The organism is Variovorax raffinosi (genome assembly GCF_051216615.1).
Lineage (GTDB): Bacteria > Pseudomonadota > Gammaproteobacteria > Burkholderiales > Burkholderiaceae_C > Variovorax.
In genome coordinates this window covers 331,219-357,058 of record NZ_JBPJZR010000005.1, presented here as the reverse complement: position 1 = coordinate 357,058, position 25,840 = coordinate 331,219, and the positions used below count along the sequence as shown (strand labels likewise).

The window sequence follows — 25,840 nt, the reverse complement described above, 5'->3', positions numbered from 1 at the left end:
CATGAGCAAGCGGGTCACGGATCAGGCAGACGGATTGCGGCGCCTGCTCGCGCAGACGCCGACGCGGGTTGTCGCCGTGGCGGGCATGGGCCCCGGCGCGGGTGCCACCACCACTGCGATGAGCCTGGGCGCGGCGCTGGTGCAGCAGGGCAAGCAGGTGCTGCTGCTGGACGAGCATTGCCCGAAGGTGCGCTCGGCCTGCGACGGATGGGCCATCGATCCGCTGGGGAACCTGGCCGATGTTGCGAGCCAGCGCCTGACGATCGAGAAGACCGCCGCGCGCGCGGCCTGCGGCGTGCACGTGCTGCCCGCACCGCCCGGCGTGGCTGACGACGCGACCGACCCGCGTTCGATGTGGCCCAGCGGCGTGGTCATCGTCGATGCGGCCTTCGATGGCGAAGGCCGGCTGTCGGCGCTGGCGCAGGGCGCGGACGAACTGCTGCTGGTGCTGCAGCCGCATCCCGCATCCATCACCTCGGCGTATGCGGGCATCAAGCGCCTGCACTACGCGCACGGGCTCCAGCAACTGCGCTTTCTGGTCAACGGCGTGGCCGATGTCGAGGGCGTGCGGAAGATCATGAGCAACCTGGCCAATGCGGGCAGCCGCTATCTCGCGCTGTCGCTGCAGCCGGCCGGCTGGGTGCGGTCCGATGCGCGGCTGGCCGATGCATGGCGCCTGCGGCAGACCGTGGTCGAGGCTTTTCCCGCGAGCGCGGCCGCTGTCGATTTCCGCCGCATCGCCGACGACATGGGGCGCTGGCCGTGGCGCGAGGCGGCAACGCGCGCGCCGTCGGGCGGGCGCGCCGCTGCGCTGTTGCCGTCGTTGTCGCCATCGCCGCACGCGGTCGCCGCCTGAGCTGGACGAAACCGGAAAAGGACGGCCGTGTACACCGCACAGGGAACCATCGAGAAATCGCATCTGCTGGCGCAGCACCAACCGCTGGTGCGCCGCATCGCGCTGCAGATGATGGCCAAGCTGCCCGCCAGCGTGGAGCTGGACGACCTGATCCAGGCCGGCATGCTGGGCCTGCTGGACGCATCGAGCCGCTACCAGGACAACCGTGGCGCGCAGTTCGAAACCTTCGTCAGCCAGCGCATCCGTGGTGCCATGCTCGACGAGCTGCGCGCCAACGACTGGGGCTCGCGCGGCCTGCGCCAGTCGGCGCGCGGCATCGAGAAGGCGATTCAGGCGCTGGGCCACCGGCTCGGGCGCGCGCCCACCGAGGGCGAGATTGCCAAGGAACTGAAGATCGACCTGGAGGCCTACCAGTCGATGCTGCAGGAGATCCAGGGCTGCCAGCTTCTGTACGTCGAAGACTTTGCCAAGGGCGAGCCCGACAACCCTTTCCTCGACACGCATGCGCAGGACACGCGCAAGGACCGCCGCAGCAGCGACGATCCGCTGGAGCAACTGCTGGAGAGCGGTTTTCGCCACCAGCTCGTGGACGCCATCGGTGCGCTGCCCGACCGCGACCAGTTGCTGCTGAAGCTCTACTACGAGGAAGAGCTGAATCTGCGGGAAATTGGCGCGGTGCTCGAAGTGAGCCAGTCGCGCGTGTGCCAGTTGCACAGCCAGGCGATCAGCCGGCTGCGGGCGAAGCTCAAGGACGTGCTGTAGCGGGCGGTCGTTTCAGGCCTTGTCGGCGAGCGGAAATTCCTCGGCACTGAACACGGTGTGGAAGACCGTGCCGTCGAACATCTCGAACAGCGTCTTCGACACTTCGCGGCTCTCGTAGCGCACGGGAGAATCCAGCGCGCGTGCGATGTCCTCACGGCTCGCGTAGCGGATGGACAGCACCATCGCCAGCTCGGGATCGCTCACATCGCTTTCGAGCTGGCGCAGCACGCGCACTTCGAGCGCGCCGGGAAAGCGGGTCCACAGCGGCACGAGCTTGTCGTGCACGTGGCGGTCGAAGGCTTCCTGCATGCCTGCCTTGACCTGGCCCCTGAAAAACGCGCAGCGGATGAACATGGATTTCTTCTTTCCGGTTTGAAAACTGTGGGGTGTGCCGATGCGCGGATCAGGCGCGGTCGTAGCCGCTGAACTGCCGCATCATGGCGGCCGTGTCCTCGGCGCCGAGGCCGGCCGCAACGAAGCTGCGATGCAGCTCCGAGACGGCACCGGTCAGCGGCAAGGGCAGGCGTTGCCCCTGTGCAAAGGCCTGCACCGCTTCGAGGTCCTTGAGCATGTTGTCGATGCGGCCGGTGGGCGTGTAGTCGCGCGCGGCCATCTTGGGTCCGAACTCGCGCAGGATCTGGCTGTCGGCGCGGCCACCGGCCAATGCGGCGGGCAGCTTCGATGCATCGACACCGCCGGCTTCGGCCAGCCGCACCGCCTCGGCCACGGCCTGGAAGCCGATGGCGCACAGGAGTTGGTTGACCAGCTTGGTGGTCTGGCCCGCGCCGCTCTCGCCCATGTGCGTGTAGTTGGCGCACAGGCTGTCCATCACGGCGCGTGCGCGCTGCACGTCGTCGGCGCTGCCGCCCGCCATCACCGTCAGTTGGCCGAGCAGCGCCTTGGGCGCCCCGCCCGAAAGCGGCGCATCGACGAAGCCCATGCCGGTGCGCTCGCGCAGCGACTGCGCGAGCTTGCGGGTGGACGGCGGGTCGATGGAGGACATGTCGATCAGCAGCCGCTGCGCGTCGGCGGGTGCGGCGGCAATGCCGGCCTCGCCGAAGATCGCGCGCTCGACCACGGTGGCCGAGTTGAGGCTGGTGATGACGAAGTCGCTCACTGCCGCAGCCGTGGCCGCCGTGCCGGCGACCCGGGCGCCATTCGATTTCAGCGCGTCGACCTTCTGCGTGTCGAGGTCGAACACGCTGACCGTGTGGCCGCATTCGAGCAGCCGGCGCGCAATGGCCGAGCCCATGATGCCGACGCCGATCACGGCCACGCGCTGGCTGGCGGGTGGGGTGGAAGAAGATGAGCTCATGCGGGCGCTTTCATGGAGGCGGCCTTCGCGCATTGGAGAAGCTGCGCGCCGGACACGGTGCTACAGGCTCGCGGTGATGCCGCCGTCCACGTACAGGATGTGGCCGTTGACGAAGCTCGATGCGTCCGAGGCCAGGAAGATGGCCGCGCCGCCCAGCTCTTCCACGTCGCCCCAGCGGCCGGCGGGCGTGCGGCCCGAGAGCCACGAGGTGAAGGCCTCGTCGGCCACCAGCGCCTGCGTCAGTTCGGTCTTGAAGTAGCCCGGCCCGAGGCCGTTGACCTGGATCCCGTACTTGCCCAGGTCGATCGCCATGCCCTTGGTGAGCATCTTCACCGCGCCCTTGGTGGCGGCGTAGGGCGCGATGCCGGGGCGGCCCAGCTCGCTTTGCACCGAGCACACGTTGATGATCTTGCCGCGCTTGCGCTCGATCATGCGTTGCGCCACGAAGCGGCCGACCAGGAACACGCTGTCGATGTTGGTGGTGGTGATCTTGTGCCAGGCATCGATGGGGAATTCCGCGAACGGGCCGCGATGCTGCATGCCGGCGTTGTTGACGAGGATGTCGATGGCGCCGATGTCGGCTTCGATGGCGGCCACGCCGGCTTCGACCGCTGCGGCATCGGTGACGTCGAAGGCCACGGCTTCGGCCGCGACGCCCTGGGCGCGCAGCGCATCGCGGGCCGCGGCGAGCGAGGCGGCATCGCGCGCGTTGAGCACGACACGCGCGCCGGCCGCGCCAAGCGCCTGTGCCAGCGCGAAGCCGATGCCTTTGCTGGAGCCGGTGATGAGGGCGGTGCGCCCGGACAGATCGAACAGTTTCAAAAGAAGCTCCTGGGGAGTGGGGCGCAACGGCGTGCCTGATGCGTGACAGCGGGGATAAGTTACCGGTATCTTATTGGATCGTCAACCCGGTAAAACCTGCGTTGCAGGATTTATGCTCGATCAATTAGAGTTACCGGTATCCTTTGAATTTCATCGACCCGAAACGCCATCCGCAGGAGACCCGCTTGACCGCTACCGCTACATCCCCGCACGTGCTGATGACTGGCACCTATCCGGAATGGGACATGGTGCCGATGCAGGCGGCCTACACGCTGCATCGCCTGTGGGAGGCGGCGGACCGGCAGGCCTTCATCGCCGAGCACGGGCCGAACATTCGCGCCATCGCGACGCGCGGCGAACTGGGCGCCAATGCCGAGCTCATCGCGGCCTTGCCGAAGCTGGAGCTGATCGCCTGCTACGGCGTGGGCACCGATGCCATCGACCTGGCCGCCTGCCGCGCGCGCGGCATCCGCGTGAGCAACACGCCCGACGTGCTCAACGGCGATGTGGCCGACCTGGCCGTGGGGCTCACGCTGGCGCTGCAGCGGCGCATTGCGGCCGGCGACACCTTCGTGCGCAGCGGTGCCTGGGCCAATGGCGGCGTGCCGCTGGCAACGCGCGTTTTCGGCCAGCGCATCGGCATCGCGGGCTTCGGCCGCATCGGCGGCACCATCGCGCGGCGGCTCTCGGGCTTCGATGTGGAACTGGGCTACTTCAGTCGCACGGCGAAGCAGGACAGCCCGCACCGCCATTTCAGCAGCCTGCCGGCCATGGCCGACTGGTGCGATGTGCTCATCGTCATCCTGCCCGGCGGCGAGGCCACGCGCGGCATCGTCAATGCGCAGGTGCTGCAGGCGCTCGGCCCCAAGGGCTGGCTCGTGAACGTATCGCGCGGCACCACGGTCGACGAAGGCGCGCTGCTGCAGGCATTGGAATCGCGCAGCATCGCCGGCGCGGCGCTCGACGTGTTCCTCAACGAGCCGCGCATCGATGCACGCTTTGCGGCGCTCGACAACGTGGTGCTGACGCCGCACCAGGGCAGCGGCACCGAGCAGACGCGCCGCGCCATGGGCGAGCTGGTGCGCCGCAACCTGGAGGCCCACTTCGCGGGCCAGCCCCTCATCACCCCCGTGGCCTGAAGAAAGAAAAAACATCATGCGTTTGCGTTGCATGTGCCTCGTGATCCACGCGCCCGACGACCTGCGCCTGGACGAACAGGACGCCGGCGAGATCGGTCCCGGCCAGGTGCTGGTGAAGGTCGGCATGGGCGGCATCTGCGGGTCTGACCTGCACTACTTTCACAACGGCGGCTTCGGCACCGTGCGCATCAAGGAGCCGATGGTGCTGGGCCATGAAGTGGCCGGCACCGTGGTGGCGGTGGCGCCGGGCGTGGAGAGCGTGCGCATCGGCGACAAGGTGGCCGTCAACCCCAGCCGGCCTTGCGGCGCCTGCAAGTTCTGCCTCGAAGGCCTGCCCAACCAGTGCCTGGACATGCGCTTCTACGGCAGCGCGATGCGCACGCCGCATGTGCAGGGCGCCTTTCGCAACATGCTGCTGTGCGAGGCCACGCAATGCGTGAAGGTGGCCGACCACATACCGCTGCGGCTGGCGGCGCTGGCCGAGCCGTTCTCGGTCGGGCTGCATGGCGTCTCGCGCGCCGGGCCGCTGCTGGGCAAGCGCGTGCTGGTGTCGGGCTGCGGGCCCATCGGCGTGCTGGCGATCGCGGCGGCGCGCGCGCACGGCGCGGCCGAGATCACCGCCACCGACGTGGTCGATGAGCCGCTGGCGATTGCACGCGCCATGGGCGCCGACCAGACGATCAATGTCGCGCAGGACAAGGCCTGGGTGTCGCGCTACTCGGCCGACAAGGGCACCTTCGACGTGATGCTCGAATGCTCGGGCAACGAACGCGCGCTGCGCGACGGCCTGGAGGTGATGCGCCCGCGCGGCGTGGTCGTGCAGCTCGGCCTGGGCGGCGACGTGAGCATTCCGCAGAACATGGTGGTGGCCAAGGAGCTGAGCATCTGCGGCTCGTTCCGCTTCCACGCCGAGTTTGCGCTGGCGGTGCGTCTCATCAACGAAGGGCGGGTCGACCTGTCGCCGGTGGTGACGCACACCTTTCCGATGCTGAAGGCGCGCGAGGCCTTCGAGCTGGCGAGCGACCGGAAGCAGGCGATGAAGGTGCTGATCGACTTTGCGGATACCGCCGTCGCGCAACCGCAGTGAGCGAAGGCCGCGGGTTGCCGGGCGAGGTCAGGCGATCATCGATTCGAGGTCCGCGGCAAGCACGCGCGGTGCCGGCATCTCCTGCACGATGTCTTCGGTGATGCCGACGGCCATGGCGGACTGGCTCGGCCAGAAACCACCGACGTTGCTCAGGTCCACGCCCTGGCGCTCCAGCGCCACGCGCCACACGGCCAGGTGAAGAACGCCGCCGAGCGCATCGGGGTGTTCCGACTTCGCCGGGCTCACGAAGCTCGAAAGCGCACCGACCAGGTCGGCAGCGAAGTCCCAGCGCCGCGCCAGCGACGCGCTCACATCGCCGTAGTGGTAGCCGAACTCGACCAGTTCCAGTTGCGCGCGCCCCAGCGCATCGAAGGGGTGAAGGGTGTTCAGCGCGGCGATGCGCTCGGGCATCGCCTGCGCCATGAGCAGGTGGCCGATGGCGTGCATGCTGCCCGCGGTGAATGCCAGGTTGGCATCGACGCGACGGGTCTTGGACGCCAGGTACCGCGAGACCGACGCCACGCGCAGGCTGTGGGCCCAGAAGTCGGGAAGGTTGACGCCCTCCACCTTCCTGAAGGCGCCGGACAGGCCCGAACTCACGACCAGCGAGCGGATGGTGGAGAGGCCCAGCATCAGGATCGCGCCCTGGATCGACGAGATCTTTCGCCGAAGCCCGAAGAACGGCGAGTTGACCATCTGCAGCACCCGCGCCGCGAGCACCTGGTCCAGCTCGATCCGGTGCGCGATGGCCGCGAAGGGCACATCGTCGTTGCGCAACATCACGATCAGATCGGACACCACCTTCGGGACGGTGGGGAGCGACTCGTCACTGGCAAAGAGTTCGTCGAGTGTCATGGCGCGAAGGGGATGTTGCGTATGTATGCAAAAGATTTTGCGCTCGCGCACCGCCTGGCGAACCACCGATCCGTGCGAATCTGTAATTTCTACGGATTCCCGTAGGTGCGGCCTGGCGGGGCGATGCCGGCCTCGCCCGGAGGCTTCGGAACCGCCTCAGGAGCTTTCGCGCTGCTCGATATGGAACGGAATCATCACCGTCTCCGCAGGCGGCCGGTGCCCGTCCCGCGTGCCGTCGATCACCCGCAGCAGCAGCTCGCCCGCGGCCTTGCCGATGCCCACGCAATCCACCGCCACGGTGGTGATGCGCGGGTGGCAGGCGCGCGCCACCTCGAAGTCGCCGAAGCCCGCGATCGCGATGCGGCCCGGCACGTCCCAGCCCTGGCGCTGGCATTCCATCAGCGCGCCGAAGGCCGAGAGGTCGGACACGCACAGCACGGCGTCCACGTCGGGCCATTGGCGGATCAGTTGCGCCACCGCCTCGCCGCCTTGCGCCATCGAGATCGGCGGCTGGCCGAAGCTGATGACGCGTCCGTCGGGCAAGCCCAGTTCGCGGATCGCATGCGCATAGCCGCGCTGCCGGTCGGCACCGCGCGTGTCGCGGTTCGAGGTGCCCCCGATGTAGGCGATGCGCCGGTAGCCCTTGCCGTGCAGGTGCCGCACCATCGCGGCGGCGGCCTCGGCGTTCGAAAAACCGACCGTGTGCCCGATGGGCGTGGCGGGCAGGTCCCAGGTTTCGACGACCGGCACGCCGGCCGCCTGCAGCATGGCGCGCGCGGCGGGCGTGTGGGCGCCGCCCGTGAGGATCACGCCTTCGGGCCGGCGCGCGAGCATGGCGCGCAGCAGGCGCTCTTCGGTCTCCACGCGGTAGTCGGTGTAGCCCAGCAGCACCTGCAGGCCGCGCGCTTCCAGCGCCGCGGTGATGCCCTGCGCGGTCTCTGAAAAGTTGGAGTTGTTGAGCGAGGGGATCAGCACCGCGATGAAGCCCGAGCGCTTGCTGGAGAAGGTGCGTGCCGTCTGGTCGATCACGTAGCCCATCTCTTCGCAGGCCTGCAGGATGCGCTGGCGCAGCGCCTCCGAGGTCACGCGGTCGCTGCCCACGCTGCGGTTGAGCGCGCGCGAGACCGTCATCTTCGAGACGCCGACGCGCGCGGCCACATCGGCCATGGTCGCCGGGCGGGAGAGGGGGGCGGGGGCTTTGGTCGGGGGCAATGGGCGCTCTCTGGAAATCGGGTTCGAGGATATGCGACAGGACGCGCCGGGGTTGATGAGATACCGATAACGACTGAAGGGCCTCTTTGGATGCCGGAAGAACTTCGCTTTCTCTGAAAATTCTAGAGATAAAAGTCCACAGAGGCATCTGCGGGAAAAGCCTAAGTTACCGGTACCTTTTTGATGCCAGACTTCAGCCATGCCCATCGAAGTCTTCGACGCCCGCTTTTCTTTCGTCGCGCCACAGGCCGGCACCGCGCTCGAGCGCCTGTGCACCGGCGCCATCTGGAGCGAAGGCCCGGTGTGGATGAAGGAAGACGGCGCGGTGCTGTGGAGCGACATTCCCAACAACCGCATGCTGCGCTGGCACGCCGACACCGGCATGCAGGTGTGGCGCGAGGCCGTGGAGTTCACCAACGGCCACACGCGCGAAGCTGACGGCGCGTTGCTGCATTGCTCGCACGGCCTGCGCGCCATCGTGCGTACGCGCTTCGCGCCGGGCGGCCTCGTGCCGCTGGCCGACGAAGTGCTGGTCGACCGCTACCAGGGCCGCCGGCTCAACTCGCCCAACGACGTGGTCGTCAAGCGAGACGGCAGCATCTGGTTCACCGATCCGCCCTACGGCATTGCGTCCGACCATGAAGGCCACAAGGCCGAGAGCGAGCTGGGCCGCAACCATGTCTTTCGCCTCGACCCCGCCAACGGCGCGCTGCGTTCGGTGAGCGACTTCGTCGAGGAGCCCAATGGCCTGGCCTTCTCGCCCGATGAAAGCATCCTCTACGTGAGCGACACCTCGGCGGCCTTGCGCAGCGATGGCTCGGGCCATCACCACATCGTCGCGTTCGACGTGATCGGCGGGCAGGACCTGGCCAACCCGCGCGTGTTCGCGGTGGTGAACCCGGGGCTGTCCGATGGCTTTCGCGTCGACGTGCACGGCTTCGTCTACACGAGCAGCGCCGACAGCGTGCAGGTCTACCACCCCGACGGCACGCGCATGGCGCGCATCGCGGTGCCGGAGAAAGTGGGCAACCTCACTTTCGGAGGCGCGCAGGGCAACGAGCTGTATGTGTGCGCCTCGACCTCGCTCTATCGCATCCGCCTGAACACACGGGGAGCGACCTGCGCATGAGCAACACGCCGCATCTGCTGCAGTTCCAGTCCATCAGCAAACGCTTCGGCGGCACGCAGGCCGTCGACAACGTCACGCTCGATGTGCGCGCCGGCGAAATCCTCGCGCTGCTCGGTGAGAACGGCGCCGGCAAGTCGACGCTCATCAAGCTGCTCGCGGGCATCTACCCCGCGGACCAGGGCGAGATTTTTTTCGACGGCCGCGCGCAGGCCGACTGGCGGCGCAACGACCGGCGCGAACAGCCGGTGGCCTTCATCCACCAGGACCTCGGCCTTGTCGAGTGGATGACGGTGGCGGAGAACGTGTGCCTTGGCACCGGCTACCCGCGCCGCTTCGGCCTGATCGACTGGTCCGCTGCCAGCACCATCGCGCGCCGCGTGATGGCGCGCGTGGGCTGCGACATCGACCCCGGCCGCCGCGTGTTCTCGCTCACACGTGCCGAAAAATCCCTGCTCGCCATCGGCCGTGCGCTCGAAGTGAAGGCGCGGCTGCTGGTGCTCGACGAGCCCTCGGCCAGCCTGCCGATGAGCGACGTGGAGCGCATGTTCGGCGTGCTGCGCGCGCTGCGCCGTCAAGGCATGGCGATGCTGTACGTGTCGCACCGGCTCGACGAGGTCATGGCGATTTCCGACCGCGCGGCCGTGATGCGCGACGGCAAGCTGGTGGCCGTGAAGACCACGGCCGGGACGAACGAAGGCGAACTCGTGGGCCTGATCGTCGGCAAGGCCCTGTCGGCTTCGGTGCAGAAAGCCAGGGCGCCTGCGCGCCGCGAACCCGTGCTGCGGCTCGACGGCGCGGCCAGCGGCAACGCCGGGCCGTTGAGCCTGGCCGTGCATCGCGGCGAGGTGCTGGGGCTGGTGGGCCTGCGCGGCGCGGGGCATGAAGCGATCAGCCGCGCCATCTTCGGACGCGAGCCGTTGTCGGCCGGGCGCATGGACCTGCTGGGCAAGACGTGTGCTTTCACCTGCCCCGCCGATGCCATCCGCGCCGGCGTGGCCTACGTGGCCGGCGAACGGCTCGAAGAAAACCTCGCTGGTTCGATGACCGTGCTGGAAAACCTCTTTCCGAATGCCGCGATGCATGGCGACCGCGGCCTGGCCTTCGGCCGCCCGCGCCGCGAGAACGACAGCGCGCTCGCGCTGATCCGCCGCTTCGACGTCAACCCGCCCGCACCGTCGGCCGAAGTGCAGCAGCTCTCGGGCGGCAACCAGCAGAAGGTGGTGCTGGCGCGCTGGTTCCATCTGGACAAGCCGCTCGTGGTGCTCGAAGAGCCGACCGCCGGTGTCGACGTCGGCGCCAAGCGGCAGATCTACGGCGTGCTGCGCGAACGCGCGGAGGCCGGCACGGCGTTGGTGGTGGTCTCCACCGACTTCGAGGAAATCGCGACCGTGTGCACCCGCGTGCTCGTCTTTCGCGACGGGCTGATCGCCGCCGAACTCGAAGGCGATGCGATCACGGTCGAAAAACTTCTGGCATTGGCAGCAGGCGCCGTCGTGGCGCACGAGGAAATTTCCGCATGAGCAGTTCGATCAAGTCCACCGCGCTGGAGCCCGACAAGTCCCTCGACGGCGAAGCGCTTTCCGTGTCGCAGCGCATCGGCCGCGCGATGCCGGTCTATGGCCTGGTGGTGCTGATGGTGGGGCTGGCGCTGCTGTTCTCGCTGCTGCTGCCCGACACCTTTCCGACGCTGTTCAACCTGCGTGCGATCCTGGCCGACAAGTCGGTGATCGCGCTGCTCGCACTGGCCGCGACCATCCCGATGATCACCGGCAAGATCGATCTCACGGTGGGCTACGGCATCGTGCTGTGGCACATCCTGGCGATCAGCCTGCAGACGCAACTGGGCCTGCCATGGCCGGTGGCCGTGCTGGTGGTGCTGGCCTGCGCCGCGCTGTTCGGCGTGCTCAACGGCCTGCTGGTCGAGCTGGCGCAGATCGATTCCTTCATTGCCACGCTGGGCACCGGCACCGTGATCTACGCGGTGGCCATGTGGCACAGCGGCGGGCGGCAGGTGGTGGGCGAGTTGCCCGACGGCTTTGTCGGCATCGCGGGCGGCAACCTGCTGGGGCTGCCCATCGGCGCCTTCTACGTGCTCGCGGTGAGCGTCACGCTGTGGGTGGTCACCGAGTTCACGCCGTTGGGCCGGGCGCTGTATGTGATCGGTGCCAACCCGAAGGCGGCGCAGCTCAACGGCATTTCGGTGCGCAGGCATGTGATGGGCGCGTTCGTGGCGTCGGGCCTGCTGTCGGGCTTTGCGGGGGTGCTGCTGGCCTCGCGGCTGCAGATCGGGCAGGCCAGCGTGGGGCTCGAATTTTTGCTGCCGGCGCTGGTCGGTGCCTTCCTCGGCTCGACCACCATCCGGCCCGGCCGCGTGAACGTGTGGGGCACGCTGGTGGGCGTGGCCATTCTGGCCATCGGCATCTCGGGTATCCAGCAGTTCGGCGGCGCTTTCTATGTCGAGCCGCTCTTCAACGGCCTGACCTTGCTGGTGTCCATCGGCATCGCGGGCTGGGCGCAGCAGCGGCGCAACCGCTCGATCAAGCGGCGCATTGCCGAGCGGCAGCTCGATCACGCGCCATCGGTTCCCTCGACGCCTTCGGCCTGACGGCCCTTCAGACAGACAACCAACGACTGGAGACACGCATGAAGAACAAGACCCTGCGCCACGCGCGCACCGTGGCCGCCGCCGTGCTGGCCCTGTGCGGCGCCACGCTGGCAACCCAGGCCCTGGCCGACGACTTTCTCGATGTCGCGAAGAAGAAGGTCGAGGTCGCGACCATGACCAAGGAAAAATGGGACGGCCCCACCACCGGCCCCAAGGCGGCAGCGGGCAAGACCATCGTCTTCGTCGCGGGCGACATGAAGAACGGCGGCATCGTCGGCGTCAGCAAGGGCGTGGAAGAAGCGGCGCGCGCCATCGGCTGGACGGTGCGCGTCATCGACGGGCAGGGCACCGTCAGCGGGCGCACCGCGGCGCTCAACCAGGCGCTGGCCGTCAAGCCGGCGGGCATCGTGGTCGGCGGCTTCGACACCACCGAGCAGAAGGCCGCGTTCGCGGGCGCGGCCAAGTCGGGCATTCCGCTGGTCGGCTGGCACTCGGGCGAGCAGCCGGGTCCGAACGACAAGGCCGGCCTCTACGCCAACGTGACGACGGTGACCGACGACGTGGCCGATGTCGCCGCCTCGTGGGTGGTGGCCGATTCCAACGGCAAGGCGGGCGTGGTGATCTTCACCGACTCGCAGTACGCCATTGCGCTGTACAAGGCGCGTGCGATGGAGGCGGTGATCAAGAAATGCGGCGGCTGCACCGTGCTGAGCTTCGAGGACAGCCCGATCTCCGAAAGCTCCACCCGCATGCCGCAGCTCACGACCTCGCTGCTGCAGCGCTTCGGCGACAAGTGGACCCATTCGCTGGCCATCAACGACCTGTACTTCGACTTCATGGGCCCCTCGCTCACGGCGGCGGGCAAGAAGGGCGACGGCTCGCCCAAGGCGGTGTCGGCCGGCGACGGCTCCGAGGCCGCCTACCAGCGCATCCGCACGCAGCGCTTCCAGGCCGGCACCGTGCCCGAGCCGCTGAACATGCAGGGCTGGCAGATCGTCGATGAATTGAACCGTGCCTTCGCCAGCGAGAAGTGGTCGGGCTACGTGCCCAAGGTGCACCTCGTGACGGTGGGCAACGTGGGCAAGGACGGCGGGCCGAAGAACGTGTTCGACCCCGACAACGGCTACCGCACGCAGTACAAGGCGGTCTGGGGCAAGTAGCAACAGGGCTTGCGGGGTGCGGCGCTGCGCTGTTGGCGCGGCGCCTTAGACCTCGTGGTACTCGAAGGTGGCGTTGTCGATGCGGTTGTGCACCTCGAGCCCGTGCTTGTCGAAGAGCTTGATGTCGGTGCTGGCGGGCGTGTAGTCGAGGATGCCGAAGTTCTCGCGGTCGCCGACGTACTTGTACTTGGTGACGAAGGCGCCCGAGGAAATGATCTCGAAGATGTTCGTCTCGCCGGGCGGCGGCAGGAAGGCGTTCTCGTGGATGTCGCCCGACAGGAAGATGATGTTGCGCTTGTAGATGAGCTGGCGAAAGCGCGCGTAGTCGTCGCGGTAGCGCATCCAGCCATTGCCGGTCGCGCGGATCGGCGTGCCGGCGCAGATCAGCACGAAGCCGTGCTCGTCCTTCAGCTCCGCCTCCAGAAATTTGAACTGGTCTTCGCCGAGCAGCGTGTGGTTGTCTCCGGGCACATCGCGGTACCAGCGCGTGTCGAGAAAGATCGCCTTGCCGATGCGCTGCTGCTGGTGAATCAAAGGGATTGAGTAGTAGATGCCTTCGGTCGGCGGGTTGATCCGCATGAACTGCGAGAACAGCTCGCGCGTCACGGCTTTCACCGGCGGCTTGACCTGCGTGCCGCAGGCGTTGTTCCAGGCGAAGTCATGGTCGTCCCAGGTGCCGTAGACGCCGCCGCCGTTGTCCTGGCGCTGGCGCATGCCGTCGAACAGGAGCCTGAAGTTGGGCACGTTCCATTGGGCCGTGTACTTCGCGGTCATGACCTCCCTGAATTGCGGCGCCTCCCACTTGGCGGGCTCATTCAGGTTGGGAAAGAAGTCCATGTAGATCTGGTCGCCCAGCAGGAACAGGTAGTCGGGCTGCTCGGCCGCGATGCGGTTCCAGACGCGCTGGTAGCCGTTGGGACCGGCCTCGAAGTTCATGCAGGAGGCAAAGGCGATTTTCATGCGTGGGTCCCTCTCACCGGTGTCGTGCCCGGGGTGAGCCGGATCATAGGGAGCCGTTGCCTTCTGTCCCTCAGCGAAATATGGGATGGCGCGCCGAGCGCGTGCGATGCAGTCGCCGCGTTCAGGCGCGCTGTTTGAGCTGGCGAAGCGCCGCCTGCGCATGCACGATGAAGCGGCTCGACAGCAACGAGGCCGCGAAGTTCTGGTTGGTTACCGCGAACACGTCGAACAACGGCGCCTTGGCGATCGGCCGGTGGCTCAGCCGGTCGGTCATGCAGCCGCGCGCGGTGAGGTCGTCGACGATGGCAACGCCGGCGCCCGCCGCGGCCAGCGCGCAGGCGGCCTGGCCGGCGCGCACCTCGATCTGCGCATCGGGCTTGCAGGCGTTGCTCACGCACCAGTCGGCAATGATGCGGCCCTGCGGCGTGTCGGGGCTGAAGGAAATCATCCGCTCTTTCAGTATGTCGATGGGCTTGAGCGTGCGCCTGGCTTCGAGCGGATGGCCCTTGGGGAAGACGCCGGCCAGTGTCCATTTGCCGATGGGGCGCGAATCGAGCAGCGGGTCGTCCATGACCAGGGTCGAGATGGCGACGTCGACCTCGTGGGCGGCGAGCCGCTTGACCATGTCCTTGGCCAGTGCGATCTCCATGTAGATGCTGGCCGATGGAAACTCCCGGCCGAGCGCCATGAGCGCGTTGGGCACCATCTCCAGCCCGGTGCCGGGGCTGCACAGCACGCGCAGCGTCAGCATCTTGCCGTTCTTCAGCGCCTGCGTGCATTCGTCGATGCGCGCCACGCCACGGTAGACCTGCTCGACCTCGGCAAACAGCGCTTGCGCTTCGGGCGTGGGCAGCAGCTTGCCCCTGCGGCGCTCGAACAGCGGCAGCCCGAGCTGCAGCTCGATGTGCGACAGCATGCGGCTGATGCCCGGTTGCGACACATGCAGCAGCCGCGCGGCGTCGGTGACCGAGCCGGCCAGCATGACGGCGCGGAAGACTTCGATCTGTCTGAGGTTCATGACTTTCTCCGTCGTCTGGAGCCTGGGGGATAACGCGATGTTATGGGCACACGACAAGTTGGTATTTGTCGGCCGACGGGCGCCTTCCTAGGATCGGCGGATTCACAGAACACAGAGGCAGACAAGCACATGGTCCAACGTCCCCCCGCGGCTTGCGGCACGAATACTTCCGGCATCACCCGCAGAAACGTGCTGTCGGCACTGGCCCTGGCCGCTGGCGGCACGCTGGTCGCAGGGCTGCCGCGCGAAGCCGGCGCCACGGAGGCCTGGCCCACGAAGCCGTTGCGCATCATCGTGCCCTTTGCGCCGGGTGGCGGTGCCGATGGCTCGGCACGCGTGCTGGCCGAGGTGCTGGCGCCGCAACTGGGGCAGGCGGTGGTGGTGGAGAACAAGCCGGGCGCGGGCAGCGCCATCGGCGTGGCTGCAGCGGCGCAAAGCCGCGACGGCCACACGCTGCTGATGGGCAGCAACAGCATGGTGATCAACCCGGTGCTGAACCCCAAGCTGAGCTATGACGTGGCGCGCGACTTCGACGCGATCGGCATGGTGTCGCGCCAGCCGCTGGTGCTGGTGGTGCCGGCGGATTCGAAGGCCATGAGCATTGGCGACCTGATCGGGCAGGCCAAGGCGCAGCCCGGCAGGCTCAGCGCGGGCAACAGCGGCACGGGCACGCTGGCGCATCTGACGGCCGAGCTGTTCTCGCTGGAGACGGGTACTTCGCTGGTCAGCGTGCCGTACAAGGGCGAGAGCGCGCTGATGCCTGACCTGATCTCGGGGCTGGTGTCGATGGGCTTCCTGAATCTGCCGAGCGTGATCGTTCATATCCGTTCGGGGCGTCTGCGGGCGTTGGCGGTGTCTTCGCCGCAGCCGGTGGCGGAGCTGGCGAACGTGCCGACCTTTCGCAGCCTCAAGCTGCAGAGCCTGGAAGTCGAGGGCTGGGCCACGCTGGTTGCGCCCAAGGGCACGATTCCGAACGAGGGGCTGGCAAGGCTTGAAAAGCTGTTGGCTGCGGCGTTGCAGTCGGACGTGGTGACGAAGCGGTTCGATGCGCTGAGCCTTGAGACTTTCACCAGCGGGCGCGAGGCCACGGCCGAGTATCTGAAGGCGGAGGGCAATCGTTGGAGCCAGGTGGTTAAAACCCGTGGCATCCGGCTGGAGAGTTGAGGATGAACGCTTGCTTTTCTGTTCGTCACGTTGTGTTTGACGTGCGCTGTTCAGGGCGACGCTCCCGCCGACACGGTGCTCTTTTTCGCGAATGTCCCCCGCTTCGCTCCTCCTTTATTTCGCGAAAAAGAGCCCCGTATCGACGTGAGCGTTGGACAGAGCGGTCGTTGATCGGCCGCAAACGCAGAGCGTGTCCATGTGCGAATGGCACCAGGTGCTCCCCGCAGCGAAATAAAGGAGGAGCGAAGCGGGGGACATTCGCGGAGGGGAGCTCCTGGTGTCATTCGCACGCGCCCCGAATGAACCCGCACCCGAACCCCAATCCCAACCCCCGAGTACCCCAACAAACGGAACCCCTGACATGAACCCGAACACCAGCAGCCACGTCATAGAAGCCGACGTAGTGGTCTGTGGCGGCGGCGTCGCGGGCACCATGGCTGCCGTTGCGGCAGCACGGCAGGGCGCCTCGGTGGTGCTGGTGGAGCGGTACGGCTTCCTGGGCGGCAACGCCACGGCCGGTGCGGTGGCGCAGTTCAACAGTTGGCAGACCGGCAACGGCCGCCGTGTCGTGGCCGGCCTGGCCGACGAAGTGGTCGCGCGGCTGCGCTTGTATGGCGGGGCGCGCGCGCATGAGAGCTTTGTCATGTCTACCGGGCACCACATGGACCGCGTGGAGTACGCGCCCGAAGTGCTCAAGCTGGCGCTCGACGACATGGTGGCCGAGGCCGGCGTGCGGCCTCTGCTGCATGCCAACCTGCTGGATGTCGAATGCGAAGGGCGGCGCGTCGTCGGCATGCGCGTGCTGACCAAGGGCGGCGTGCTGCGCCTGCGTGCCGGTGTGCTCGTCGATGCATCGGGCGACATGGATGCGTTGAAGCAGGCCGGTGCCCGTTTTCTCGAACTCGGCGACAACGAAACGCTGCAGCCGGCCACGATGATGTTTCGCTTCGGACCCATCGATTTCGACCGCTTCGGCGCGCTGACGAAAGCAGAGCTGGCCGAACTGGCCGCACGGGGCTATGCGCAAGGCCAGCTCGCGCGGGCCGCGCTGCATTCGAGCCGTGACCCCTATTCGACGGACGGCTGGTTCAACATCAGCCGTCTGGGCATCGACGCCACCGACCCGATGGCGCTGGGCGCCGCCGAGATCGAAGGGCGCCGGCAGGCCTGGAAGGCGGCCTGGTTTTTGACCAACTCGGTGCCCGGCTGCGAAGACGGCCGGCTGCGCGCCTTTGCCACGCAAGTGGGCGTGCGCGAAACCCGCAGGGTCGAGGGCGACCATGTGCTGACGGCCGAGGAGCTGTTGAAGCCGGTGCAGTTTCCCGATGCGATCGCGGCGGGTGCGTACCCGATCGACATTCACCCGGCCTCGGGTGGTGCGCTGCACTATGTGCCAATGGATGCCGACCATGCGTACCAGATCCCGTACCGCAGCCTGATCCCGAGCACGCTCGACAACGCGCTGGTGGTGGGCCGCGGCATCTCGGCCAGCCACGAGGCGCTGGCGGCGATCCGTGTCATGACCATCTCGATGGCGGTCGGCCATGCGGCCGGCATTGCGGCGGCAATGGCCGCCAGGGCCGCGGACGCCGGCATGGGCGTGCAGGTGCGGGCCGTTCCCGTGCCGGCGCTGCGCGAGGCGCTGGTGCGCGGGGGCGCGGTGCTCGGTTAAGTCAGCAGGAAACCCAGGCTCAGAGCCAGTTGCCGCTTTGCGGCATCTGCACCTTCTCGGCCGGGTCGCTGCTCGTGACGAACGAGCCGATGACGATGCTCAGCAGCGAGATGAAGATGCTCGCGAACAGGGCGGTCCAGAAGCCGGACACCCGGAACCCTTTCACCAGCGCGGCCACCAACAGGATCATCAGCGCGTTGATGACCAGCAGGAACAGCCCGAAGGTCACCAGCGTCAACGGCAGCGTCAGCAGGATCAGCAGCGGCTTGACGACGGCGTTGGCCAGGCCCAGCAGCAGGGCGGACACCACCAGCGCGCCGGTGCTGTCGAACTTGAGCCCGCGAAACAGATGGCTGGCCACCCAGAGCGAGACGGCGGTGATGGCCCAGTGGATGAGGAAGGGGGTCAGGTTGTTCAGCATGTCGGTGGTGTGTGGCAGCAGACGCAGAGTTTGTTTCCGTCCGGATCGCGGAAATAGGCGCCATAGTAGTCCGGGTGATAGTGCGGCCGTAGCCCGGGTGGACCTTCGCACACGGCGCCCCGGGCCAGCACCGTGGCATGGACGCGGTCGACGGTGGCGCGGTCGGCGGCCAGCAGCGCCACCATCTGGCCATTGCCCGGCGTGGCGTCGTTGCCGTCGAATGCGGTACCCACCAGGAACAGCGGACGCGGCGCATCGGGGCTTTGCCAACCGGCCCAGGGCCGGGTGTCATCGCGAAACCTCAGCTTGAGGCCGAGTTCGCTCATGAGCGCCGAATAGAAGGAGAAGGCGCGCTCGAAGTCGGTCACGCCGATGAAAACATGGGACAGCATGTGGCGATTCTTCCTGAATGTTTTTCGGGAGGTCCGGCTTTGTTTTGAATCGTTACCCCGTGAAACAATAACGGACAGCCCGTTAAGATCGCCGACTCTTCACGCCCCTTGTTCCAAGGGGCTTTTTTGGGTGGCCGGATAAACAAGGGTCATGCGCCATATGGCCAATGCGTCGATCGCCAGCTTGACACCCGCCCCGGCTTCGGCCGACGAGGCTGAATCGTGGGTGCGCGGCGAACTCATCCGAAGCCTGATGCGCTCAGCGCGCGGCTCGTACTTCGTTTCCTTCGCACTGATGCCGGCCATGGTCGGCCTGAACTGGGGCTACGTGCCCCGGTGGGAGCTGATCACCTGGCTGGTGGCGGGCATCATCGCCACCGCCTGCCGCGCATGGGGCGCGCGGGTCTATGCAGTGCGCTACGCGGGCCGCAGCGCGACGGCGCAACTGCAGTTCACCGAGCGCTATGGCTTCGTGTGGAGCACCAGCGCGGTGGTGTGGGGTTTTTCGATCCTGCTGTTCTTCGAGCGCACGCCGCAGGTCAATCAGTTCATGAGCTGGCTCATCGTGGCGGGCGTGGGCACCTTCCCGCTCAACGGGCTGGCGCTGCATCCGCCGCTGCTCAAGCGGTATGTCAACACGCTGTTCATCACGATGCTGGGCGCGGTGGTGATCCGCCTGTCGTTCATCGTCCTGCAGCATCCGCAGTTCCAGTACAGCTACCTGATGCCGATCCTGCCGATCCTTCACTGGTTCCTGCTGCTGCGGGCGGGGCGGCACATCCACGAGACGGCGCGCAACAGCCTGGAGCTGCTGTTCCACAACCACATCCTGATCAAGTCGCTGACCCAGCAGCGGCAGGCGGCGGTGTCGGCCGTAGCCATGAAGAACCGCTTCCTGGCCAGCGCGGCGCACGACATGCGCCAGCCCGTGCTGGCACTTTCGTTGTACGCCGACTGGCTGCGCAACGAGCCCGAACTGGTGCTGGAGCTTGCGCCGAAGATCGTGCGCGCCACGCATGCGGTGAATGCGCTGTTCGACTCCATGTTCGACCTGGCGCGCATCGACTCGGGCCAGGTGCGGCTGCACATCGAGCGCGTCGACGTGTCGGAGCTGCTGCACGACCTCGAACTGCAATACCGTCCGGTGGCCGAAAGCCGCGGGCTGGACTTTCGCGTGCATGTGACCGAAGGCTCGTTTCTCACCGACCCGATCCGCGTGCGCCGCATGATCGGCAACCTGCTGGCGAACGCGATCAAGTACACAACCGAAGGCGGCGTGCTGCTGGCCGCGCGGCAGACGCGCGAAGGCATGCGCGTCGAGGTGTGGGACACCGGCATCGGCATCGCGCCCGAGCACCTGCGCGATGTGTTCCTGGAGTTCTACAAGGTCGCCGACCATGCGGGCACCTCGGACGGCTTCGGCCTGGGGCTGGCCATCGTGGCGCGGCTGTCGCATGTGCTGGGGCATCCGGTCAGCGTGCGTTCGCGGGTGGGTGGGGGCAGTGTGTTCCGTGTGGCGCTGCATGACGCTGATGAGGCCGTGGCGCAGGCGCGTGTGAGTGCTTCGGGCGGCTGAGCGCGCCGCTGTTCGTTCGGGGGCGGCTTAGTGCGGGGTCATTCTTGGTGCGTGCGAATGACACCAGGAGCTCCCCTCCGCGAATGTCCCCCGCTTCGCTCCTCCTTTATTTCGCTGCGGGGAGCACCTGGCGTCATTCGCACAGGACACGCTGCTGGTGATCGCCGATCAACCAGTGCTCTGAGCGCTCGCGTCGATACGGGGCTCTTTTTCGCGAAATAAAGGAGGAGCGAAGCGGGGGACATTCGCGAAAAAGAGCACCGTGTCGGCGTGAGCGACGCCCTGAATGAATGAACCGCACCCCTCAGACGCAGCCAACAAAAAACCGCGCACAAAGGCGCGGTTCCTAGACAGCAGCAGCCGCTTCCAGCCGCGAAGTCAGGGACTCAGCCCGACAGCAGCCCGTTGGTCCGCGCAAAGTGCAGCGCCTGCGTACGGCTCTTCACACCCAGCCGGCGGAACAGGCGCCACAAGTGCACCTTCACCGTGTGCTCGCTGATCTCCAGGTCAGTGGCGATGTCGCGGTTGCTCATGCCCTTGTCGAGCATGGCGATCAACTGCGTCTGGCGCTTGGACAGCTTGCCGCTGTTGGCCGCCGGCAGTTCCTCGGTGTCTTCCGAGCCCGCCATCAGCAGGCCGCGCAATGCAGCCGCCAACTCGTTCGAGCTGGCCGACTTCTCGATGTAGGTGTCGGCGCCGGCCTCGATGCAGGCGTCTTCCATGTCCGCGGCCGGTGCCGCCGAATACACGGCGATCGGCACGTTGGGGTAGACCTGCTTGACCGCGATGACGCCCGAGACGCCGTTGGTGTCCGGCAGCTTCAGGTCCAGGCAGAAAAGGGTGGGAGCGCCACGCTGCTGGACCGAGCCCGCGAGCTTGTCCAGGCGTTCGAGCTCGACGATGTTCTCGGCCGGGCGCAAGCGCCGCAAGACCATCACGATCGCGTCGCGCATCAGGGGGTGGTCGTCGATGACATAAATGCTCATGTTTTCTTCCTTTGTGATCGCACCGTCTTCTCTCTTCCTGCTCACCGGCGGATAGGCCGGTGGGTCTCATGCCGGATCAACTTCCTTGGGTTGTGGTCGTTGCCTCCGCCAGTGCCTCCAGCGCCTCGGTGACGGCGCGTGTTCCTTCTGTGTCGAGCGGCTCGAGCTGCGCGGCCAGGCTGGCCAGTGCAGCGCCGCGCTGTTCCTGCAAGACCGCGATGGTACGGCCAGCTTCTTGCGGCGACGTGAAACCGCGGCTTTGCAGCAAGGTTTCGCCGCGCGCGTCGAGCAGCTTGAAATAAAAGAGCCCGTCGGCACGCTCGCGGTATTGCTTGAAGCTGGGCTTGGCGACCTTGGCCGCCTTGGCGCCGCCCTGGCCCTTGCCCGCCGCGAGGTTGCGCAGGCCGACCGCGTGGCGCAAGCGCGTCATGAAGGGCTTCGAGAGGTCGCGTGCCTTTTCCGCGCCGATGAGCAGGATGCGCTCGATCTCGGCCGGGTTGCTCATGAGCGCGTCGTAGCGCGCGCGCAGCGGCGCCACTTCGAGGTCGATGCGCTCGAACAGCAACTGCTTGGCGTCGCCCCAGCCGATGCCGTCGGCATAGGCCTTGCGCAGCATCTCGGTCTCGTCGGCATCGGCAAAGGCCTGGTAGATCTGGAAGAGCGCGGAGCCTTCGGTCTCCTTCGGCTCGCCGGGTGCGCGCGAGTCGGTCACGATGCTGGCGATCTGCTTTTGCAGGTACGCGCGCGCTGCGAACAGCGGGATCGTGTTGTTGTAGCTCTTGCTCATCTTGCGGCCGTCGAGGCCGGGCAGGGTGGCAACCGCGTCGTCGATCTCGGCGTCGGGCAGCGTGAAGTGCTCGCCGTACTGGTGGTTGAAACGCTGCGCCATGTCGCGCGCCATCTCGATGTGCTGCACCTGGTCGCGGCCCACGGGCACCTTGTGGGCGTTGAACATCAGGATGTCCGCGCCCATCAGCACCGGGTACATGAACAGGCCCGCTGTGACGTCTGCGTCGGGGTCTTCGCCCTTGGCCACGTTCTTGTCGAGCTGCGCCTTGTAGGCATGGGCGCGGTTGAGCACGCCCTTGCCGGTGACGCAGGTCAGGAACCACGTCAGCTCGGGAATCTCGGGAATGTCCGACTGGCGATAGAAGGTCACGCGCTCGGGGTCGAGCCCGCAGGCCAGCCAGCTCGCGGCAATCTCGAGCGTGGAGCGCTGGATCTTTTCAGGCTCCTGCACCTTGATGAGTGCGTGGTAGTCGGCCAGGAAGAAGAAGCTCTCGACACCGGGCGCGACGCTTTGCCGCACCGAGTGGCGGATCGAGCCGACGTAGTTGCCAAGGTGCGGCGTGCCCGAGGGCGTGATGCCGGTCAGGACGCGCAGGGGAGCTGGAGAAGACGAAGCCATGTGACGTACGTGCGAAGAAACTTAGAGCAGCAGTGCCTTGAGCGGCGTAATGATCAGGTTGATGACGAAGTAGCCGACATCCATCAGCGGCCGCAGCCAGTAGTTGCTGACGATGCCCGCCAGCACCAGCGCCATCACGATGAAGAAGCCATAGGGCTCGATGCGCGCAAGGAAATTCTGCGCCGGCCCGTTGGGCAGCAGGCCCGCCAGCACGCGTCCGCCATCGAGCGGCGGCAGCGGGAACAGGTTGAAGGCCCACATCACGAGGTTGACCAACACGCCGCCCTGCGCCATCTTGATGAAAAAGGTTTCATTGACGCCGACCGCGACCAAAGTCACCAACACCAGAGCCCAAAGGATGGCCTGGATGAAGTTGGAGACCGGCCCTGCCAATGCGACCCACACCATGTCGCGCTTCGGATGGCGCAGCCGCCCGAAGTTGACCGGCACCGGCTTGGCATAGCCGAACAGGAAGGCACCCGATGTCGCGAAGTACAGCATCAGCGGCATCAGGATGGTCCCGATGGGGTCGATGTGCTTCATCGGGTTGAGGGTGACACGTCCCATCACCTCGGCCGTGTTGTCGCCGAAATGGCGCGCCACATAGCCGTGGGCCGCTTCGTGCACCGTGATCGCGAAGATCACGGGCAGTGCGTAGATGAGAACGGTCTGTATGAGATTGGAAATATCCACCGGGCGATTGTGTCAGACAGGCATTGGTTATCAGTCGCAACTTTTCAGAGGCCGAGCACGCCCAGCGCGCCGCGTCCCTGCCGCACCACAACCGGGTCGTCGCCCGTGCCCATGGGCGTCAGGTCGACCACGGTGGTGGGCTGCGAAGGGCAAGCACCGGCGTCGATGACGGCACCGATCTGTTTTTCGAAGCGTTCGCGGATGGTCTGCGCGTCGTTCAGCGCTTCGGTTTCGCCGGGCGCAATCAACGTGGTGGCCAGCAGCGGCGCGCCGTGCAGCGCGAGCAGCTCCAGCAGCACCTTGTGGTCGGGAACGCGCAGGCCGATGGTCTTGCGTTGCGGATGGCTCACGCGGCGCGGCACTTCCTTGGTGGCTTCGAGCAGGAAGGTGTACGGGCCCGGCGTGGCCGCCTTCAGCAGGCGGTATTGCTTGTTGTCGACGCGCGCGTAGTTGGCCAGCTCGCTCAGGTCGCGGCACAGCAGCGTGAGGTGGTGCTTGTCGTCGACCTGGCGGATGCGGCGCAACTGGTCGACCGCGTCCTTGTCATCGAGGTGACAGGCCAGCGCATAGCTGGAGTCGGTGGGCACGGCCACGATCTCGCCGCGCTCCAGCAGCGCGACGGCCTGCTTGAGCAAGCGCTGCTGCGGGTTCTCGGGGTGGACTTCGAAGTACTGGGCCATAAAGCTATCTCCTGATCAGGATTCCGCGGGTTCGATGGGCACGCGCCGCTCGCGCACCGTGAGCCACGCACCAGCCGCGCCGCAGACCGCGATCATCGCCATGCCGAGCAGCGAGAAGTGGTCGGGCACGTGGGAAAAAATGAGCCATCCGCCCAGCATCGCAAAGGCGATCTGCGCATACAGATATGGCGTGAGCGTGGATGCAGGCGCGCGCTGGTACGCAAGGATCAGCATGAAGTGTCCCACCGTGCCCATGAAACCCATGAGGCACAACAGCGCCCACCATTCCCACGAGGGCAGGGCGGTCCACACGAAGGGCAGCGCGCACGAGGCGATCAACGTGCCGACCCAGCCCGTATAGAAATGCATCGTGAGCGGGTTCTCGGTCTGCGCCAGCTTGCTGGTGAGCACCTGGAACCACGCGTTGGTCATCACCAGACCCAGCGGCAGCAGCACGGCCCAGCTGAACGAACTGCCGCCCGGGCGAAGAATCACCAGCGTGCCGAGGAAGCCGCCCGCCACCAGCGACCAGCGCAGCGGCGACACATGCTCCTTGAGCGTGGTGGCCGCCAGCAGCGTGATCACCAGCGGCGCGATCAGCACGATCGACGTGAACTCGGCCAGCGGCATGTAGCGCAGGCTCAAGAACGAAAAGATGCTCGACGACAGCAGCAGCGCCCCGCGCAGCATCTGGTAGCGCGGATGCCTGGTGCGCAGCAATGCGGGGCCGTGCAGCGGCAGCAGCACCATCGTGGTGGCGACCGCCTGGAAGGCATAGCGGAACCACACACCCATGAGGATCGGCACGCCGAGCGTGGAGTACTTGGTGGCGGTGTCGAGCGTGGCAAAGCAGGCCACCGCCACGATCACCAGGCCGATGCCCGCGAGGATGCGTTCCGATTCCTTGCTGCGGCTTTGCTGCTGCGCCGCGCGTGCATTCGCCAGCGCAACGGTCGCCGCGTTGTCGATGCCGGGCCCGGGGCTCTGGCTCACTGCTGGATGCGGTGGCCGAGCAGTTCCCACACCGGCGTGAGCTTGCCGGGCAACGGTGGCAGCTTGCCGAGATCGCAGTGGCTCTCGTCGGGGCTGTGGAAATCGCTGCCGCGCGAGGCGGCGAAATCGAACTCGAGCGCCTTGTCGGCGTATTCGACGTACTCGGCCGGCGTGTGGCTGCCCGTGACGACCTCGATCGCCTGGCCGCCATGCGCCTTGAATTCGAGGAACAGCGCGTACTCCTCGTTGGCCGTGAACTTGTAGCGGCCCGGGTGCGCGATCACGGCCATGCCCTTGGCAGCGGTGATCCAGTGCACTGCGTCTTTCAGCGAGGCCCAGCGGTGCGGCACATAGCCGGGCTTGCCTTCGGTGAGGAACTTGCGAAACACCTCGGGGGTGTCGCGGCAGTGGCCCTGCTCGACCAGGAAGCGCGCGAAGTGCGTGCGCGAAATCAGTTCGGGGTTGCCGACGAAGCGCAGCGCGCCTTCGTAAGCGCCGTGGATGCCGACCTTGGCCAGCCCCTCGGACATTTCTTGCGCGCGCTTGCCGCGGCCGCCGCGCGTGTCGTACAGGCCCTGCGTCATGGCCGCGTCGTCGGGGTCGAAGCCCAGGCCGACGATGTGCACGGTTTCGTTCGCGAAGGTCACCGAGATCTCGGTGCCGGTGAGGTAGCGCATGCCGTTTTCGCGCGCTGCAGCGGCTGCGCGGTGCTGGCCGCCGACCTCGTCGTGGTCGGTGAGGGCCCACAGTTCGACCCCGTTGGCGGCCGCGCGTACGGCCAGTTCTTCGGGCGTCAGTGTGCCGTCGGAGACCACGGAGTGGCAGTGAAGATCGGCATTGAGAATGGAGGACACCCTGGCATTCTATGGGGTCTGGAATATCGACGCGGGCGCATGGATGCTGTGCAAGGTGCTACTAAATAAATAGCATTACTG

Annotated in this window: 25 protein-coding genes and 1 pseudogene; 11 read left to right on the top strand and 15 right to left on the bottom strand. The window is 66.9% G+C overall.

Going from position 1 to position 25,840, the window contains the following annotated elements; translation table 11 throughout:
* Position 1: 1 nt before the first annotated feature.
* Both ACSFB7_RS18130 and ACSFB7_RS18125 read left to right on the top strand, forming a co-directional pair.
* Positions 2–856, top strand: coding sequence for a MinD/ParA family ATP-binding protein (locus ACSFB7_RS18130; protein ID WP_435472507.1), 855 nt, complete (start codon positions 2–4; stop codon positions 854–856).
* Positions 857–883: 27 nt separating this feature from the next.
* Positions 884–1,618 (top strand): RNA polymerase sigma factor FliA, encoded by a 735-nt coding sequence (locus ACSFB7_RS18125; RefSeq protein WP_435472505.1) that lies wholly within the window; start codon positions 884–886, stop codon positions 1,616–1,618.
* Between the two features lie 12 nt (positions 1,619–1,630).
* Here the strand turns inward: ACSFB7_RS18125 and ACSFB7_RS18120 are convergent, their stop codons facing one another.
* The 3 genes and pseudogenes from ACSFB7_RS18120 to ACSFB7_RS18110 all read right to left on the bottom strand — a co-directional run bounded on the left by ACSFB7_RS18120 (position 1,631) and on the right by ACSFB7_RS18110 (position 3,755).
* Positions 1,631–1,972 carry an EthD domain-containing protein gene (locus ACSFB7_RS18120; RefSeq protein WP_435472503.1) on the bottom strand — a complete coding sequence of 114 codons (342 nt, stop codon included), beginning with the start codon at positions 1,970–1,972 and terminating at the stop codon, positions 1,631–1,633.
* Between the two features lie 49 nt (positions 1,973–2,021).
* Positions 2,022–2,975 (bottom strand): annotated as a pseudogene (locus ACSFB7_RS18115) (NAD(P)-dependent oxidoreductase); the annotation flags it as partial.
* An 18-nt stretch (positions 2,976–2,993) separates the two neighbouring features.
* On the bottom strand, positions 2,994–3,755 hold the full coding sequence (locus ACSFB7_RS18110; RefSeq protein ID WP_435472501.1) for an SDR family oxidoreductase: 762 nt from the start codon (positions 3,753–3,755) through the stop codon (positions 2,994–2,996).
* Positions 3,756–3,940: 185 nt separating this feature from the next.
* Between ACSFB7_RS18110 and ACSFB7_RS18105 the strand changes: the two genes are divergently transcribed.
* Both ACSFB7_RS18105 and ACSFB7_RS18100 read left to right on the top strand, forming a co-directional pair.
* Complete coding sequence (locus ACSFB7_RS18105) at positions 3,941–4,894, top strand: 2-hydroxyacid dehydrogenase (RefSeq protein ID WP_435472499.1); 954 nt, start codon at positions 3,941–3,943, stop codon at positions 4,892–4,894.
* Between the two features lie 16 nt (positions 4,895–4,910).
* Positions 4,911–5,981: an L-idonate 5-dehydrogenase gene (locus ACSFB7_RS18100; protein WP_435472497.1), complete on the top strand. Its 1,071-nt coding sequence runs from the start codon at positions 4,911–4,913 to the stop codon at positions 5,979–5,981.
* Positions 5,982–6,008: 27 nt separating this feature from the next.
* Here ACSFB7_RS18100 and ACSFB7_RS18095 read toward each other — a convergent pair whose 3' ends face one another.
* Both ACSFB7_RS18095 and ACSFB7_RS18090 read right to left on the bottom strand, forming a co-directional pair.
* Positions 6,009–6,836: an HDOD domain-containing protein gene (locus tag ACSFB7_RS18095; protein ID WP_435472495.1), complete on the bottom strand. Its 828-nt coding sequence runs from the start codon at positions 6,834–6,836 to the stop codon at positions 6,009–6,011.
* Positions 6,837–6,992: 156 nt separating this feature from the next.
* Positions 6,993–8,003 (bottom strand): LacI family DNA-binding transcriptional regulator, encoded by a 1,011-nt coding sequence (locus tag ACSFB7_RS18090; RefSeq protein WP_435472493.1) that lies wholly within the window; start codon positions 8,001–8,003, stop codon positions 6,993–6,995.
* Positions 8,004–8,247: 244 nt separating this feature from the next.
* On the opposite strand from ACSFB7_RS18090, the gene ACSFB7_RS18085 reads away from it, so the two are divergent.
* Genes ACSFB7_RS18085 through ACSFB7_RS18070 form a run of 4 tightly spaced genes read left to right on the top strand, consistent with a single transcriptional unit; the run spans position 8,248 to position 12,942 of the window.
* Positions 8,248–9,177, top strand: coding sequence for an SMP-30/gluconolactonase/LRE family protein (locus tag ACSFB7_RS18085; protein WP_435472491.1), 930 nt, complete (start codon positions 8,248–8,250; stop codon positions 9,175–9,177).
* Entirely contained in the window at positions 9,174–10,697 is a 1,524-nt protein-coding gene (locus ACSFB7_RS18080) for a sugar ABC transporter ATP-binding protein (RefSeq protein ID WP_435472489.1), read from the top strand. Before ACSFB7_RS18085 ends, ACSFB7_RS18080 begins: the two co-directional genes overlap by 4 nt.
* Entirely contained in the window at positions 10,694–11,782 is a 1,089-nt protein-coding gene (locus ACSFB7_RS18075; protein ID WP_435472487.1) for an ABC transporter permease, read from the top strand. Before ACSFB7_RS18080 ends, ACSFB7_RS18075 begins: the two co-directional genes overlap by 4 nt.
* 38 nt (positions 11,783–11,820) lie before the next feature.
* Entirely contained in the window at positions 11,821–12,942 is a 1,122-nt protein-coding gene (locus tag ACSFB7_RS18070; protein ID WP_435472485.1) for an ABC transporter substrate-binding protein, read from the top strand.
* A 45-nt stretch (positions 12,943–12,987) separates the two neighbouring features.
* Here ACSFB7_RS18070 and ACSFB7_RS18065 read toward each other — a convergent pair whose 3' ends face one another.
* Both ACSFB7_RS18065 and ACSFB7_RS18060 read right to left on the bottom strand, forming a co-directional pair.
* A complete protein-coding gene (locus ACSFB7_RS18065; protein ID WP_435472483.1) occupies positions 12,988–13,902 on the bottom strand; it encodes an alkaline phosphatase D family protein in 915 nt (304 codons plus the stop codon).
* Positions 13,903–14,023: 121 nt separating this feature from the next.
* A complete protein-coding gene (locus ACSFB7_RS18060) occupies positions 14,024–14,920 on the bottom strand; it encodes a LysR family transcriptional regulator (protein ID WP_435472481.1) in 897 nt (298 codons plus the stop codon).
* A gap of 129 nt (positions 14,921–15,049) precedes the next feature.
* Between ACSFB7_RS18060 and ACSFB7_RS18055 the strand changes: the two genes are divergently transcribed.
* Positions 15,050–16,084: a Bug family tripartite tricarboxylate transporter substrate binding protein gene (locus ACSFB7_RS18055; protein WP_435472479.1), complete on the top strand. Its 1,035-nt coding sequence runs from the start codon at positions 15,050–15,052 to the stop codon at positions 16,082–16,084.
* 361 nt (positions 16,085–16,445) lie between these two features.
* Positions 16,446–17,756 carry an FAD-dependent oxidoreductase gene (locus ACSFB7_RS18050; RefSeq protein WP_435472477.1) on the top strand — a complete coding sequence of 437 codons (1,311 nt, stop codon included), beginning with the start codon at positions 16,446–16,448 and terminating at the stop codon, positions 17,754–17,756.
* Between the two features lie 19 nt (positions 17,757–17,775).
* Here ACSFB7_RS18050 and ACSFB7_RS18045 read toward each other — a convergent pair whose 3' ends face one another.
* Together ACSFB7_RS18045 and ACSFB7_RS18040 are read right to left on the bottom strand one after the other, a co-directional pair.
* A complete protein-coding gene (locus ACSFB7_RS18045; protein ID WP_435472475.1) occupies positions 17,776–18,177 on the bottom strand; it encodes a phage holin family protein in 402 nt (133 codons plus the stop codon).
* Positions 18,171–18,569, bottom strand: a complete 399-nt coding sequence (locus ACSFB7_RS18040) for a VOC family protein (RefSeq protein WP_435472473.1) — start codon at positions 18,567–18,569, stop codon at positions 18,171–18,173. The genes ACSFB7_RS18045 and ACSFB7_RS18040 overlap by 7 nt, the downstream gene beginning before the upstream one ends.
* A 160-nt stretch (positions 18,570–18,729) precedes the next feature.
* Between ACSFB7_RS18040 and shkS the strand changes: the two genes are divergently transcribed.
* Complete coding sequence (shkS, locus tag ACSFB7_RS18035) at positions 18,730–20,145, top strand: surface-behavior sensor histidine kinase ShkS (RefSeq protein ID WP_435472697.1); 1,416 nt, start codon at positions 18,730–18,732, stop codon at positions 20,143–20,145.
* Between the two features lie 386 nt (positions 20,146–20,531).
* On the opposite strand, the gene ACSFB7_RS18030 is transcribed toward shkS, so the two are convergent.
* The 6 genes from ACSFB7_RS18030 to ACSFB7_RS18005 all read right to left on the bottom strand — a co-directional run bounded on the left by ACSFB7_RS18030 (position 20,532) and on the right by ACSFB7_RS18005 (position 25,759).
* Complete coding sequence (locus ACSFB7_RS18030) at positions 20,532–21,131, bottom strand: LuxR C-terminal-related transcriptional regulator (protein ID WP_187111633.1); 600 nt, start codon at positions 21,129–21,131, stop codon at positions 20,532–20,534.
* A 76-nt stretch (positions 21,132–21,207) separates the two neighbouring features.
* Positions 21,208–22,539 (bottom strand): tryptophan--tRNA ligase, encoded by a 1,332-nt coding sequence (locus ACSFB7_RS18025; RefSeq protein ID WP_435472471.1) that lies wholly within the window; start codon positions 22,537–22,539, stop codon positions 21,208–21,210.
* A 21-nt stretch (positions 22,540–22,560) separates the two neighbouring features.
* Positions 22,561–23,232, bottom strand: a complete 672-nt coding sequence (locus ACSFB7_RS18020) for a site-2 protease family protein (protein WP_435472469.1) — start codon at positions 23,230–23,232, stop codon at positions 22,561–22,563.
* A 44-nt stretch (positions 23,233–23,276) separates the two neighbouring features.
* Entirely contained in the window at positions 23,277–23,912 is a 636-nt protein-coding gene (locus ACSFB7_RS18015) for an L-threonylcarbamoyladenylate synthase (RefSeq protein ID WP_435472467.1), read from the bottom strand.
* Positions 23,913–23,927: 15 nt separating this feature from the next.
* Positions 23,928–24,905, bottom strand: coding sequence for a DMT family transporter (locus tag ACSFB7_RS18010; RefSeq protein WP_435472465.1), 978 nt, complete (start codon positions 24,903–24,905; stop codon positions 23,928–23,930).
* Positions 24,902–25,759, bottom strand: a complete 858-nt coding sequence (locus ACSFB7_RS18005; protein ID WP_435472463.1) for a 3',5'-nucleoside bisphosphate phosphatase — start codon at positions 25,757–25,759, stop codon at positions 24,902–24,904. The genes ACSFB7_RS18010 and ACSFB7_RS18005 overlap by 4 nt, the downstream gene beginning before the upstream one ends.
* Between the last annotated feature and the right edge of the window lie 81 nt (positions 25,760–25,840).